Below are 13,792 nucleotides of genomic sequence, written 5' to 3'. Positions count from 1 at the left end.
CACCGGTCCGGGAAGCCCGCTGTCCTACTGCCATGACTTCCACCGCGGTGCCCCCCTCGGCCGTTCGCCGGCTGCTGCCGGCCGACCCACTGCTGCGCAGGCTCGCCCTGATGAGTCTGGTGAACACCGTCGGCAACGGCCTGTTCGTGACGGTCAGCGTGCTCTTCCTGACCCGTTCCGTCGGCCTGACCCCCGGCGGGGTGGCGCTCGGGCTGAGCATGGCCGGTGTCTGCGGGGTGTTCGCCGGGGTGCCGATGGGCCGGCTCGCCGACCGGGTGGGCGCCCGGCGGCTGCTGACGGTGGTCGGGCCGCTGGAGGCGGTCGCCGTCGTCGGCTACGCGTTCGTGCACTCGTTCGCCGCCTTCGTGGCGCTGGCCTGCGTGGCGACGGTGCTGGAACGCGGCGCGGCGGCGGTGCGCAGCGCACTGATCGCCCGGATGCTGCCGGCCGAGAGCCAGGTGCGTTCGCGGGCGTTGCTGCGCTCGGTGATGAACGCGGGGCTGGTGATCGGGTCCAGTGGTGCGGCGCTGGCGCTGCAGTCCGACAGCTACGCCGGGTACGTCGCCGTGATGGTCCTGGACGCCGTGAGCTTCCTGGGCGCGACGGCGCTGCTGGCCGGCCTGCCGACCGCGGCGGTGGCGGTCCGTCAGGAGGGCGGCCCGGCGGGTTCCGTCCGGCGGCGCACGGCGCTGCGTGACCGCCGCTACCTGGTGATCACCGCTCTGCACGCGGTGCTGGAGCTCCAGTTCGCGGTGCTCACGGTGGGGATCCCGGTGTGGATCGTGCTCGCGACGGACGCTCCGGCGGCGGCCGTCGCCGCCGTCAACGTGGTCAACTGCCTGCTGGTGGTGGTGTTTCAGGTACGCGCCAGCCGCGGTGTGGCCGACGTCCGGTCCGCGGCCCGGGCCTGTGCCCGGGGCGCTTTGCTGCTGGCCGTGGGCTGTCTGCTCTACGCGGCGGCGGCGCACGGTCCGGCCGCCCTGGCGGCGGGGGCGATCCTGGCGGGGGCGCTGGTGCACAGCGTCGGTGAGCTGCTCACCTCCGCCGGCGGCTGGACGCTGAGCCTGGACCTGGCCGATCCGCGGGCCCACGGCGAGTACCAGGGGGTGTTCATGAGCGGCCAGGCGGCGGCTCACGTGATCGGCCCGTTGGTGGTCGGCCTGACCGTGGTCGATCACGGTCAGGCCGGCTGGGTGGTCCTGGCGGGCGTCTTCGTGCTCGCGGGCGCCGCGCTCCCGGCTGCGACCCGGGGGGCGGAGGAACCGGCCGCCGGCCACTGATCGTGCGGCTCGCTTCCCACGGGGGTGGGAGCGGGCCGCCGTGGCGCGCCACAGCCCCGGACCCTCGCCGTGGGTCCGGGGCTGTGGTCCGCGTGCCGCCCCCGGGGGGCCGGTCCGCGGAGTCCGGGTGACGCACCGTCCCTGGGGCGGCCCGGAGTTCAGGGGGTCACACGGGTCGGGCGGCGAGCTCCTTGGCGGCGCGGGCGCAGGCCTGGGCGATCCGGTCCTCGTTCACCGCGGTCAGCTGACCCTTCTCGACGACGGCGTTGCCGTTGACGAAGAGGGCGGCGAGCGGCGGCAGGGCGCCGAGGGTCAGGGCGGCGATCGGGTCGGCGATCGAGGAGTGCATGATGCCGTCGATCTTCCACAGGGCGAGGTCGGCCAGCTTGCCGGCCTCGATCGAGCCGATCTCGTTGTGCCGGCCGAGCACCCGGGCGCCGCCCATGGTGCCCAGGCGCAGCGCCTGGCGGCCGGTGAGTGCGGTCGGGTAGCCGTGCAGACGGTTGATCAGCAGGGCGTTGCGCAGCTCGGTGCCCAGCTCGCCGGACTCGTTGGAGGCGGTGCCGTCCACGCCGAGGCCGACCGGGACGCCGGCCTTCAGCATGTCGGGGACGCGGGCGATGCCGGCGGCCAGGCGGGCGTTGGAGGACGGGCAGTGCGCGACACCGGTGCCGGTCTCGGCGAACTTGGCGATGTCGGAGTCGTTCATGTGGACGCAGTGCGCCATCCAGACGTCCTCGCCCAGCCAGCCGACCGACTCGAAGTAGTCGGTCGGGCCCATGCCGAACAGCTCCTTGCAGAACGCCTCCTCCTCGGCGGTCTCGGAGCCGTGGGTGTGCAGCCGGACGCCCTTGCGGCGGGCCAGCACGGCGGCCTCGCGCATCAGCTCGGTGGAGACCGAGAAGGGCGAGCAGGGTGCGATGGCGATCTGAAGCATCGAGTCGAAGGAGGCGTCGTGGTACCGGTCGACGGCGGCCTCGGAGGCGATCAGGATCTCCTCGGTGTTCTCGACCGCGTGGTCCGGCGGCAGACCGCCGTCCTTCTTGCTGCGGTCCATCGAGCCGCGCAGCGCGGTGAAGCGCATGCCGAGCTCCTGGACGGCCTCGATCTCGGCGCCGAGGATGTCGCCGCCGTCCTGGGGGAAGACGTAGTGGTGGTCCGCCGCGGTGGTGCAGCCGGACTTGAGCAGCGCGGCGGCCGAGCCCTGGGCGGCGGCGTGCACGAGCTTGTCGTCGATCCGGGCCCAGGTCGGGTAGAGGGCGACCAGCCAGTCGAAGAGGATGTTGTCCTGGGCGAGCCCGCGGGTGATCCACTGGTAGAAGTGGTGGTGGGTGTTGACCAGGCCGGGGGTGACGAGGTGGCCCTCGCCGTTGATCCGGCGTACCACGTTGTCCAGCCACTGCGGGGCGGGGCCGTCGCCGACCGACTCGATCCTGTTGCCGAGGACGACCACGTGGCCGCGGGCGTACTCGGTGTCGTTGGCGTCGACCGTCGCGATCGCGACGTTCTCGATCACGATCCGCTGGTCGGCGGGTGGGGGCTGGACTGCCATGGCGTTACTCCTATGGGGGGAGGGTTGACGGAGGGCGCGCGATGAGCGGCACGCGCCCTCCGTCAACCGGTCAGGACGGTGTCGCCGTCGGCACCGTCGTGGCGGGGGGCTCGTCGGTCGGCGACCGACGGGCTACTCCGACGTGGTGGAAGAGCAGGTTGAGCAGGACGGCCATCACGCTGCCGGCCGAGATCCCGGAGTGCAGGAGGGTGCGGACGGCCTCCGGGAACGCGTCGTAGAAGGTCGGCGCCGCGATCGGGATGATGCCGACCCCGAGCGCGACCGAAACCAGGACGGTGTTGGAGCTGGACTCCATGCCGGCCTCCGCGAGGGTGCGGATGCCGCTCGCCGCGACCGTGCCGAAGAGCACGATCCCGGCACCGCCCAGGACGGGCTGCGGTACGAGGGAGACGACCGATCCGAGCACCGGGAAGAGCCCGAGCAGGATCAGGATGCCTCCGCCGGCCGCGACCACGAAGCGGCTGCGGATCTTCGTCAGCGCCACCAGGCCGATGTTCTGGGCGAAGGCGCTGGCGGCGAAGCCGTTGAAGACCGGGCTCAGGGCGGTGGCCAGCCCGTCCGCCCGCAGGCCCGCGGCGAGCGTGGGTTCGTCGGCCTCGCGGTCGACGATCCTCCCGAGCGCCAGCATGTCGGCGGTGGACTCGGTCATCGAGACCACCATGACGATGCAGAGCGAGACGATGGCGGCCGCATCGAACAGGGGGGCGCCGAAGTGGAACGGGGACGGGAGCGCGAAGACCTTCGCGTCCCGCACCGCGCCGAAGTCGGCCAGCCCGAGCGGGAAGGCGAGCAGGGTGCCGATCGCCAGTCCGACGAGCAGGGAGAGCTGTTGCCAGAAGCCGCGCAGCAGCCGGTTGCAGAGCACCACCGCGAGGAGGGTGATCGCGGCGAGGCCGATGGCCCGCATGGAGCCGTACCCGGGCGCGGCCGGCGAACCGCCGCGCGCCCAGTTGACCGCCACCGGCAGCAGGGACACCCCGATGAGGGTGATCACGGTGCCCTGGACGACCGGCGGGAAGAACCTGATCAGTTTGCAGAAGTACGGCGCCGCGAGGAAGCACAGGAGCCCCGCGACGATCACCGCTCCGAAGATCACCGGGAGGGCGTCCTTCGGTCCGTGCTCCTCGGCTATGGCGATCATGGGCGCGACGCCCGCGAACGAGACGCCGTTCACGAACGGCAGCCGCGCGCCGATCTTCCAGATGCCGAGGGTCTGCAGGAGGGTGGCCAGTCCGGCGGTGAACAGGCTGGCCGAGATGAGGAGGGCGAGCTCGGTGGGTGAGAGCCCCACGCCGGCGCCGACGATGAGCGGGGGAGCGACGACTCCCGCGTACATCGCGGCGACGTGCTGCAGTCCGGTGGAGATCAGTTTCACCGGCGGCAGCAGCTCGTCCACGGGGTGGACCCCCGAGCCGGACGGTGCGTCGGGGAGGTTGGTCGACACACCGTCCGGGCCCGGAGGCCCATGGACGATGTCTCTGTCCGGGGTGGAACCGCCGTCTGTGGTGCGGGTGGAGCGGAGTGCCATGTCGAGCCCCTCTTGTGCCCTGGCTCTCGGCGCGCCCGCGGCGCTGGAGACGTGTCGACTGCCTGGTGGCCGAGGGCGGGACGGCGGTGCAAGGGTCCCTCGGCCGGCCTCTCCAGCACCCCGGGCCGGCCGCCGTGAGGCGGGCACGGTCTCCGGTTGGTGGGGGGTGGAGAAACGTCTGGTGCAGGAGGTGCGGGTACTGCGAACCGTCCGGCACCAGCCGGCCGTGGGAGGCCGGAGGGTGCGGTGGTGCCGGGCGGGGTCCATGGGGTGGGGGCGGTCAGGCGACCGGGATCACCGGGACGACGCCCTCGCGGTGCACGGTGCCCTCGATCAGGCCGTACATCCGGTCGGCGGCGTAGTAGACCTCGTTGTCGTTCTTGAGGCCGAACGGCTCCAGGTCGACGAGGAAGTGGTGCTTGTTGGGCAGTTCGAGGCGTACCTCGTCCACCTCGGCGCGGTTGTTCAGGACCCGGGTGCCCATCGAGTGCAGGGTCTGCTGCAGCGAGTAGGAGTAGGTCTCGGCGAACGCCTCCAGGAGGTGCCGCCGCACATGGGTGTAGGAGCGGTTCCAGTTGGGCTGGGGCTCGTCGTCCCGGCCGTCGAAGCCGTACTTCCACCGCGCCGTCACCTGGGTGGCGAGGATGCGGTCGTAGGCCTCCTGCAGGGTGGTGTACTTGTCCTTGATGTAGCCCCAGAACTCCGAGTTGGTGGAGTTCATCACCACGAGGTCCTTCAGGCCCGAGATGACCTGGACCGTCTCGCCGTCGTAGACGATCTCGCTGGTCCTGGTCTCCTGGCCCTGGCGGACGAAGGAGTGGCCGACCTCCTCGGAGCCGATGAAGCGGGCCGAGTTGTCCGGGGTCCGGATCCGGTCCCAGGTGTACTCCTCGATCCGGATCCGGGCGCGGTGGATCGGCTCGTTGTTGTCCACGAAGTGGCGTGCCAGCGTGATGCCGAACTGCTCCGCGGACTCGATCCCGTACTCCTTCGCGAAGGCGAAGACGGTGTTCTTGGTGGTGTCGGTGGGCAGGCAGTTGGCGTTCGAGCCGGTGAGGTGGACGTCGTCGAGGTCGCCGGAGAGGGCGACCGAGACGTTCAGGTCCTTGATCTCGTGACGGGTGCTGTCACGGTAGACGCGGACGATGCGGTTCTCCGCCTTGCCGTACTGGTTCTGACCGAGCACGTGGGCCATGACAGGCTCCCAATCAATCAAGCGGTCTAGCTTCCGCGGTAGACCGAGTATCCGAACGGGTTCAGCAGCAGCGGTACGTGGTAGTGGTGCTGCGCGGGCGCGACCGTGAAGACGATCGAGACCTCGGGGAAGAACGGCGGCTCCTGCGACGTGCGCGCGTAGTACGCGGCGGTGTCGAAGAGCAGCCGGACGACCGAGCCCGCCTCCGCGGCCGGCAGGTCCTTGGCCCGGCCGTCGGAGTCCGTGGCGGAGGTGCCGAGCACCTTCCAGCCACCCTCGGTGTGCAGTGCGAGCTCGACCGGGACACCCTCGGCCGGGCGGCCGAGGCTGGTGTCGAGCACGTGGGTGGAGATGCCAGTCATGGGTGGAGTGACCTTACTGATGGCAGGTGTGACGATGCGTCGAACCTACGTGACGAGACGTCAGTTCTCGTCGAGCAGGCGGTTGATCCGAATGTCGTTGATCTTGCGCAGCTCGCCCCGGACGATCTCCGCCTCGGTGGCGGTGTCGTTGGGGTAGCGCTCCCGCAGGGCGGCGAGCATGGTGTCCGCGGTGCGGCCGGTGGCGCAGATCAGGAACACGTGACCGAACTTGGCCTCGTAGGCGGCGTTGGCCTCGTGCAGCTCGTCGAGGAGTGCGGTGTCCACTCCCCGGATGCCGGCCTGTTCGCGCTCGGAGGTGGCGTCGCCCGCCTTGGGCGTGCCGATCCGGGCGTGGCCGGCCATCGCGTCGTGCAGGTCGGCGACCGTCAGGGCGGCCATGGCCGCCGCGTTGGCGTCGAGCAGGGCCGCACGGTCGGACCAGGGTCGGGCCGAGGCCACGGCGTCGGCCCAGGTGGTGCTGGAGCAGACCTCCAGCAGGATCTCCCTCAGCTCGGCGGCGTCGGCCGCCGCCAGGGCGTCAAGGGCGTGGGGGTGGTTGGTCACGGGTGGACCTCCTGAAGAGTGGTGCCACCCGCACAAGCTAGATCCACCCAACCAGGTCGTCAACACTTTGTTGAACGGTTGGTGGTTACGTTTTGAACCGCCCCCGGTTACCGGGCCGTTTCGTGTGCGATGAGACAAGTGTGCCCCGCCGGGAGCTGGTGAAGACTGGCCGGGCCGGCGGGGTTCACCCGGCCGGCCGCGTCGGCCGGACTCCGGGGTCGCACGCTCAGCCGGACTTCGTGCCGTCCTGGCGGTTGAGGTAGTTGTACACGGTGAAGCGGCTCACGCCGAGTGCCGAGGCGACCGTCTCCACCCCGTGGCGGACGGTGAAGGCGCCCCGCTCCTCCAGCAGGGCGACCACGCGCTGCTTCTCCCAGCGGTCCAGCTCGGTCAGCGGGCGGCCGTCGAACTGGCGGGTCATCTCGGCCAGCAGCCGGTCCAGCGCACTGCTCAGGTGCGGCAGGCGGACGGCCAGGGCCGGGGCGCCCTCCCACTCCAGCAGGACGTCCTCGGACTTCGCCTCCGCCAGTGGTACGGGCGTCGCGCCGACGGCGTCCAGCAGCGGCTTCATCGCCACGGCGAGCGGGTGGTCCACGTGCTCGGTCACGGCGTACCGCCCTCCTCGCCGAGCACGCTGACCTGGACCGAGATCCGGGTCGCGCCGGCGTCCAGGGTCTCCCGGAGCAGCTTGGTCACGGCGGCCAGGACCTGGTCGGCCTCGCCTTCCGCGCCGGTTCCGAAGGGGCCGACCGCGACGGCCAGTCCGGCTTCGTCGACCACCTTCCGGGCCGCCACGGCGTGCTCCGGGAACGTGTCCAGTTCGAACGGTTCTGTCGTGAACTCCACCATCAATCGCACCTGCTCACTGTACCGAGCGGGGGTGCGCCCGGTCATCGAGCGGTCGGCGGCTGGTGGATCGAACAGGGCGGACCCGGGGTGGGGGAGCGGTTCCGGCCGCTTCAACAAATTGTTGCGGCGCTCTTGACACCCGCTCGACGTGACGGACATGCTTCCATAAAGCAGAATCGCTCTTCCGGATCGTGGAAGTTGCGGACAGACGGAAGAGAGATGAGAGGTGATTGACGTGACTGCCGCCGCCGCGCACAGCTTCACCGTCAACCTGTCGATCCTGTTCGGTGAGCTCCCGCTCCTGGAGCGCCCGGCCGCTGCCGCCGCCGCCGGCTTCACCGCCGCCGAGCTGTGGTGGCCGTTCGGCGAGGAGCACGCCCCGTCCCAGGCCGAGCAGGACGCGCTTCGCAAGGCCTTCGCCGACGCCGGCGTGCGGCTCACCGGCCTCAACTTCCTGGACGACCTCGCCAAGGGCGCCCGCGGCACGGTCTCGGTCCCGGCCGAGCGGGAGCGCTTCCGCGCCAACGTCCCGGTCGCCGCCGCTCTGGCCGCCTCGCTCGGCGCCACGGCGCTCAACGCGCTCTACGGCAACCGGATCGAGGGCGTGGACCCGGCCGAGCAGGACGCGCTCGCGCTGGAGAACCTCGTCGTCGCCGCGAGGGCCGCCCACGAGATCGGCGCGATCCTGCTGATCGAGGCGCTGAACAAGCCCGAGTCCCCGGACTACCCGCTGGTCTCCGCGGCCGCCGCGGTCGAGGTCGTCGACAAGGTCAACGCCGCGACCGGCCTGGGCAACGCGAAGTTCCTCTGCGACCTCTACCACCTGGCCAGGAACGGCGAGGACCTGGCGGCCGTCATCGACACCTACGCCGACCGCTTCGGCCACGTCCAGATCGCCGACACCCCCGGCCGCAACGAGCCCGGCACCGGCGGGCTCGACTTCGAGGACCTCTTCGCGCGCCTGACCGCCGCCGGCTACGGGCCGGTCGGCGGCTCCGCCGGGGGCGGCCGGATCGGCCTGGAGTACCGCCCCTCCACCGGCGTCAGCGCCGACAGCTTCGAGTGGCTGCCGCGCGAGCACCGCGCCGCCAAGTAGGCCCTCGCCACCCTCACCCCACCACGTACAAAGGAACGACGCGATGAGCCGCAAGATCGCCTTCATCGGCCTCGGCATCATGGGCAGCCCGATGGCCGCCAACCTGGTCAAGGCCGGCCACCACGTCACCGGCTACAACCTCACCCAGCCGCAGATCGACGCCCTGGTCGCGGCCGGCGGCCACGGTGCGAGCAGCATCGCGGACGCGGTGAAGGACGCCGAGGTCGTCATCACCATGGTCCCGGCCGACCCGCACGTCGAGCAGGCCATCCTCGGCGAGGGCGGTGTGCTGGAGAACGTGCGGCCCGGCACGCTCGTCATCGACATGTCGAGCATCACCCCGCAGACCTCGATCAAGGTGGAGGCCGCCGCCAGGGAGAAGGGCGTCCGCACCCTGGACGCCCCGGTCTCCGGTGGCGAGGCCGGTGCCGTCGAGGCGGTGCTTTCGATCATGGTCGGTGGCGCGGCCGAGGACTTCGCCGAGGCCAAGCCGCTGTTCGACGCGCTGGGCACCACGGTCGTCCACGTCGGCCCGGCCGGCGCCGGCCAGACCGTCAAGGCCGCCAATCAGCTGATCGTCGCCGTCAACATCCAGGTGCTGGCCGAGGCCGTGGTGTTCCTGGAGAACGCCGGTGTCGACCTCGCCGCCGCCCTGGACGTGCTCGGCGGCGGCCTGGCCGGCTCCACCGTGCTGAACCGCAAGAAGGCGAACATGCTGAACCGCGAGTTCGCGCCGGGCTTCCGGATCGACCTGCACCACAAGGACATGGGCATCGTCACCGACGCCGCCCGCGCCGTGGGCGCCGCGCTGCCGGTCGGCGCCGTGGTCGCCCAGCTGGTCGCCTCCGCCCGTGCCAACGGCGACGGTTCGCTGGACCACTCGGCGCTGCTGCGCGGCGTCGAGCGGCTCTCCGGCCGCGAGGTCGAGTAGCCCCCGCGCTACCACTGACTCCTCCTGGTGGCGTGTACCTATCCGGTCGTGCCCGCGCCACCAGGAGGCCAAGCCGATCGGCAGGCGGGCCGGGGCTCATCCGCCTCCTGCCGATCGACCAACCGGCGGCGCGCACTCCCCTGTCGGGGGCACTTCGGTCGTGCCAGCGCGTCGCCCGGCCCCCTCCCTCGCCGAGGGGAGCCTCTCGTACGTCGGAAGCGGGACGAGGGGAACGGCGGGGAGGGGGCCGCACCCCGGCCCTCCGGGGCACATGCTTGACGAACCAGCGCCAGAACCGTCCGGAAGTGAGGCCCGCACCATGCCCGCCACCCCCACCCAGGGCCATGTGGTCGTAGCTCCCGACAAGTTCAAGGGCACCCTGGAGGGCGCCGACGTCGCCGCCCGGATCGCCGCCGGCATCCGCCGTGCCGCGCCCGGTGTCGAGGTCCGCGAACTGCCCGTCGCCGACGGCGGCGAGGGCACCCTGGCCGCCGCTCTGGCGGCCGGGTTCACCCGGATCCCGGCCAAGGTGGCCGGCCCCACCGGCCTGCCGGTGGACGCCGCGCTCGCCGTCCGGGGCGACACCGCCGTGGTCGAGCTGGCGCAGTCCTCCGGGCTGGCGAGGCTCCCCGGCGGCCGTACCGCCCCGCTCGCGGCCGGCTCCTACGGGGTCGGCCAACTGATCGCCCGGGCGGTGGCCCTGGGGGCCAAGCGGATCGTGCTCGGCCTCGGCGGCAGCGCCTGCACCGACGGTGGCGCGGGCATGGTCCAGGCGCTCGGCGTCGGCCTGCGGGACGCCGACGGCGGCGAGCTGCCGCCCGGCGGCGGCGCGCTGCGCAAGCTGGCCCGGATCGACCTCGGACCGCTGGCCGGCGTGCTCGCCGGCGTCGAGGTCGTGGTGGCCTGCGACGTGGACAACCCGCTGCTCGGCCCGCGCGGCGCGACCGCCGTCTACGGACCGCAGAAGGGCGCCGACGGCGGCGACCTGGTGGTTCTGGAGGAGGGGCTGACCCGCTTCGCCGACCTGGTCGGCGAGGCCGTCGGCCGGGACGTCCGGGAGGCTCCCGGCGCCGGGGCCGCGGGCGGGGTGGGCTTCGCCGCCCTCGCCCTGCTCGGCGCCACCATGCGACCCGGCATCGAGTTGATGCTCGAACTGCTGGGTTTCGACGAGGCCGTGCGTGGGGCACGCCTCGTCGTGACCGGCGAGGGCTGCCTGGACGCTCAGACGCTCCACGGCAAGGCACCCGCCGGAGTCGCCGCGGCGGCCACTCGGGCGGGGGTTCGGGTGGCCGCCGTGGCCGGACGGCTGGAGCTGGGGGAGCGCGAGTGGCGGGCGGCCGGCTTCACCGCCGCGTACGCGCTCACCGACCTGGCCGAACGGCCGGGGGACAGCATGACCCGGGCGGCGGAGCTGGCCGAGGTCGCGGGGGAGCGGCTCGCGCTCGCGCTGCTGAGCGGCTGAGTCGTCCGGCGGGCGCTCCCGGCGCTCCCGGCCGGTCCGACCGCCTCTCCCGAGCGGACCGTCCGGTCCGTCCGGCTCTCGTATCTTCCTACATTGACGTTTTGTTGAAGGCGGCCCTAGGCTCCGGGCATTCCTTCGGCACACCCCACTCGTACCCAGTTTCGGAGGTCCCCCATGCCCCCCAGCGAGGCGTCCTTCAGCGAGGCGGCGGTGATCCGATCCCGCCGGGTCGTCCTCCCGGACGGCGAGCGTCCCGCCGACGTGCTGATCCGGAACGGGACGATCGAGCGGATCGCCGAGTACGGCGCGCTCACCGCCGGCGACCGGCAGTCGACCGACCTCGGCGACACCGCCCTGCTCCCCGGTCTGGTCGACACCCACGTGCACGTCAACGAGCCCGGCCGGACCGAGTGGGAGGGCTTCGCCACCGCCACCCGGGCCGCGGCCGCCGGCGGTGTCACCACGATCATCGACATGCCGCTCAACTCGATCCCGCCCACCACCACGGTGGACGGCCTGGAGGTCAAGCGGAAGACCGCCGAGGGCCAGGCCTGGGTCGACCTCGGCTTCTGGGGCGGCGCCGTCCCCGGCAACGTCCCGGATCTCGAACCACTGCACCGCGCGGGCGTGTTCGGCTTCAAGAGCTTCCTGGCCCCGTCCGGGGTCGACGAGTTCCCGCACGTCGAACAGGCCGACCTGGAGGCCGCACTGGCCGAGCAGGCCCGGATCGGCGCGCTGGCGATCATCCACGCCGAGGATCCGGCCGTGCTCGCCGCCGCCCCCCAGCAATCCGGCGTCCACTACCGCGACTTCCTCGCCTCCCGCCCCGCCGGCGCCGAGACCGCGGCCGTCGCCCGGCTGCTCGACACCGCTCGGCGCACCGGCGCCCGGGTCCACATCCTGCACGTCTCCTCCGCCGCGGTGCTGCCGCTGCTGCGCCAGGCCCGCGCGGACGGCGTCCGGGTGACCGCCGAGACCTGCCCGCACTACCTCACGCTGGCCGCCGAGGAGGTGCCGGACGGCGACACCGCGTTCAAGTGCTGTCCGCCGATCCGCGACGAGGCCAACCGCGACGAACTCTGGGCCGCCCTGGCCGCCGGGGAGTTCATCGCGATCGTCTCCGACCACTCGCCCTCCACCCCGGACCTCAAGCTGCTGCCCGAGTACGGCGGCAGCGGCGACTTCGCGGCGGCCTGGGGCGGCATCGCCTCCCTCCAGCTCGGCCTGCCGGCGATCTGGACCGAAGCCCGCCGGCGCGGCCACACCCTGTCCGACGTGGTCCGCTGGATGGCGAGCGGCCCGGCCTCGCTGGTCGGTCTCACCGGCACCAAGGGCGCCATCGCCGTCGGTCACGACGCCGACCTGGTCGCCTTCGACCCGGACGGCGCGTTCGCGGTCCAGGCCGCCGAGCTGCACCACCGCAATCCCGTCACCCCCTACGCGGGCCGCACGCTGACCGGCGCCGTCCGCACCACCTGGCTGCGCGGCCGGGTGGTCGACACCGCCGCCGAGCCCTTCGGCCGCCGGATCACCCGTCACCAGGAGACCCAGTGAGCACCGTCAACACCCCGAGCGCCCCGTTCACCGAGCTGGTCGACCTGGCGTCGCGGCTGCTCGGCGCGGGCGTCGTCGCCACCAACGAGGACACCTTCGCGGACGCGGAGAACCTGCTGGTCGCCAAGCCCGCCGAGTTCCGCCCGCACACCTTCGGCCACAAGGGCCAGATCATGGACGGCTGGGAGTCCAGGCGCCGCCGCGGCGCCGGCGCCGACCAGCCGCACCCCGCCGACGAGGACCACGACTGGGCGGTCGTGCGGCTCGGCGTCGGCGGCGTCATCCGCGGGCTGATCGTCGACACCGCGCACTTCACCGGCAACTACCCGGAGAGCGCCTCGGTCGAGGCCGCCGCCGTCCCCGGGCACCCGTCGCCGGCGGAGCTCGCGGCCGCCGACTGGGTCGAACTGCTGCCGCGCACCCCGCTCCAGGGCGACACCGCGCACGAGTTCGCGATACGCGACGACACCCGCTACACCCATGTGCGCCTCAACATCTTCCCGGACGGCGGGGTCGCCCGGCTGCGGGTGCACGGCGAGGTGCTGCCCGACCCGCGCGAGCTGGACGGCCTCACCTTCGACCTGGCCGCCCAGGAGTACGGCGGCGTGGCCGAGGCGGCGTCCGACCGCTACTTCTCCTCCCCGCACAACCTGAACGCTCCCGGTCGCGCCTCCGTCATGGGCGAGGGCTGGGAGACCCGGCGTCGGCGCGACAAGGCCAACGACTGGGTGCAGATCGCCCTGGCCGGGGGCGGCGAGGTCCTGGCCGCCGAGGTGGACACCACCCACTTCGTCGCCAACGCTCCCGGCTGGGCCGACCTGACCGGCTACGACGCCTCGGCCGGCGGGGATCCCGCCACCGACCGCGACGGCTGGTTCGAGATCCTGCCCCGGACCCGCCTCCAGCCCGACACCCGGCACCGCTTCCGACTCGACGTCGGCCGCCCGGTGACCCATGTGCGGATCAACGTCCACCCGGACGGCGGCCTCGCCCGCCTGCGTCTCACCGGCCGCCTGACCGAGGCAGGCCGCGCGGCCCTCGCACTGCGCTGGTTCGACGCCGTCCCGGCCGCCGAGGCCACCGCCGCGCTCACCGGGGCCGGTCTCACCGGCGCGGAGGCCGCCGCACTGGCCGCCGCCCGCCCGCTGGCGGACCGGGCCGCGGCCACCGCCGCCGTCGCCGCGCTGCAGCCGGGCGACGGACCGGACGGCGAGCACTCCTCCCGCCGCCGCTCGGCCGTCTGGCGCCTGCTCGGCGTCTGAACCGCCGTCACTCCCTTCTCCACGCACGCCTTATCGACCCTGAAGGAATCTCAATGACCGTGTCAAGCCGTCTGCGTGACCGGCGGGGCGGAGGTGAACAGCCTCTTGTCACGCAGCATCGCCCACAGCACGTCGA

13 protein-coding genes are annotated in these 13,792 nt (G+C 72.7%); 6 read left to right on the top strand and 7 right to left on the bottom strand.

The window, feature by feature from the left end:
• Positions 1–32: 32 nt before the first annotated feature.
• Positions 33–1,280, top strand: coding sequence for an MFS transporter (locus AB0J08_RS26040; protein ID WP_360638990.1), 1,248 nt, complete (start codon positions 33–35; stop codon positions 1,278–1,280).
• 166 nt (positions 1,281–1,446) lie between these two features.
• Here the strand turns inward: AB0J08_RS26040 and AB0J08_RS26035 are convergent, their stop codons facing one another.
• From AB0J08_RS26035 to AB0J08_RS26005, 7 genes are all read right to left on the bottom strand, one after another.
• On the bottom strand, positions 1,447–2,832 hold the full coding sequence (locus AB0J08_RS26035; protein WP_360638987.1) for an 8-oxoguanine deaminase: 1,386 nt from the start codon (positions 2,830–2,832) through the stop codon (positions 1,447–1,449).
• 70 nt (positions 2,833–2,902) lie between these two features.
• The gene (locus AB0J08_RS26030; RefSeq protein ID WP_360638984.1) at positions 2,903–4,381 is read right to left on the bottom strand and encodes a nucleobase:cation symporter-2 family protein; all 1,479 of its coding nucleotides are present in this window, start codon (positions 4,379–4,381) and stop codon (positions 2,903–2,905) included.
• A gap of 280 nt (positions 4,382–4,661) precedes the next feature.
• Positions 4,662–5,576 (bottom strand): factor-independent urate hydroxylase, encoded by a 915-nt coding sequence (gene pucL / locus AB0J08_RS26025; protein WP_360638981.1) that lies wholly within the window; start codon positions 5,574–5,576, stop codon positions 4,662–4,664.
• Positions 5,577–5,602: 26 nt separating this feature from the next.
• Positions 5,603–5,938 carry a hydroxyisourate hydrolase gene (gene uraH / locus AB0J08_RS26020; protein ID WP_360638977.1) on the bottom strand — a complete coding sequence of 112 codons (336 nt, stop codon included), beginning with the start codon at positions 5,936–5,938 and terminating at the stop codon, positions 5,603–5,605.
• A 60-nt stretch (positions 5,939–5,998) separates the two neighbouring features.
• Complete coding sequence (uraD, locus tag AB0J08_RS26015) at positions 5,999–6,502, bottom strand: 2-oxo-4-hydroxy-4-carboxy-5-ureidoimidazoline decarboxylase (protein ID WP_360638974.1); 504 nt, start codon at positions 6,500–6,502, stop codon at positions 5,999–6,001.
• 226 nt (positions 6,503–6,728) lie between these two features.
• The gene (locus AB0J08_RS26010) at positions 6,729–7,109 is read right to left on the bottom strand and encodes a helix-turn-helix domain-containing protein (RefSeq protein ID WP_360638971.1); all 381 of its coding nucleotides are present in this window, start codon (positions 7,107–7,109) and stop codon (positions 6,729–6,731) included.
• A complete protein-coding gene (locus AB0J08_RS26005; RefSeq protein WP_329490596.1) occupies positions 7,106–7,360 on the bottom strand; it encodes a thiamine-binding protein in 255 nt (84 codons plus the stop codon). The genes AB0J08_RS26010 and AB0J08_RS26005 overlap by 4 nt, the downstream gene beginning before the upstream one ends.
• Before the next feature lie 217 nt (positions 7,361–7,577).
• On the opposite strand from AB0J08_RS26005, the gene AB0J08_RS26000 reads away from it, so the two are divergent.
• The 5 genes from AB0J08_RS26000 (at position 7,578) to alc (ending at position 13,656) form a co-directional block, all read left to right on the top strand.
• Positions 7,578–8,447: a TIM barrel protein gene (locus AB0J08_RS26000; RefSeq protein WP_360638968.1), complete on the top strand. Its 870-nt coding sequence runs from the start codon at positions 7,578–7,580 to the stop codon at positions 8,445–8,447.
• A 43-nt stretch (positions 8,448–8,490) separates the two neighbouring features.
• Positions 8,491–9,378 (top strand): 2-hydroxy-3-oxopropionate reductase, encoded by an 888-nt coding sequence (locus AB0J08_RS25995; protein WP_360638965.1) that lies wholly within the window; start codon positions 8,491–8,493, stop codon positions 9,376–9,378.
• A gap of 319 nt (positions 9,379–9,697) precedes the next feature.
• Complete coding sequence (locus tag AB0J08_RS25990) at positions 9,698–10,840, top strand: glycerate kinase (RefSeq protein WP_360638962.1); 1,143 nt, start codon at positions 9,698–9,700, stop codon at positions 10,838–10,840.
• Positions 10,841–11,014: 174 nt separating this feature from the next.
• A complete protein-coding gene (allB, locus tag AB0J08_RS25985; protein ID WP_360638959.1) occupies positions 11,015–12,394 on the top strand; it encodes an allantoinase AllB in 1,380 nt (459 codons plus the stop codon).
• A complete protein-coding gene (gene alc / locus AB0J08_RS25980) occupies positions 12,391–13,656 on the top strand; it encodes an allantoicase (RefSeq protein WP_360638955.1) in 1,266 nt (421 codons plus the stop codon). The genes allB and alc overlap by 4 nt, the downstream gene beginning before the upstream one ends.
• The last annotated feature ends 136 nt before the right edge of the window (positions 13,657–13,792 follow it).

The organism is Kitasatospora sp. NPDC050463 (assembly GCF_040655255.1).
Lineage (GTDB): Bacteria > Actinomycetota > Actinomycetes > Streptomycetales > Streptomycetaceae > Kitasatospora.
Note: the sequence above shows the minus strand (reverse complement) of the source record. Positions and strands in the feature narration are given on the sequence as shown.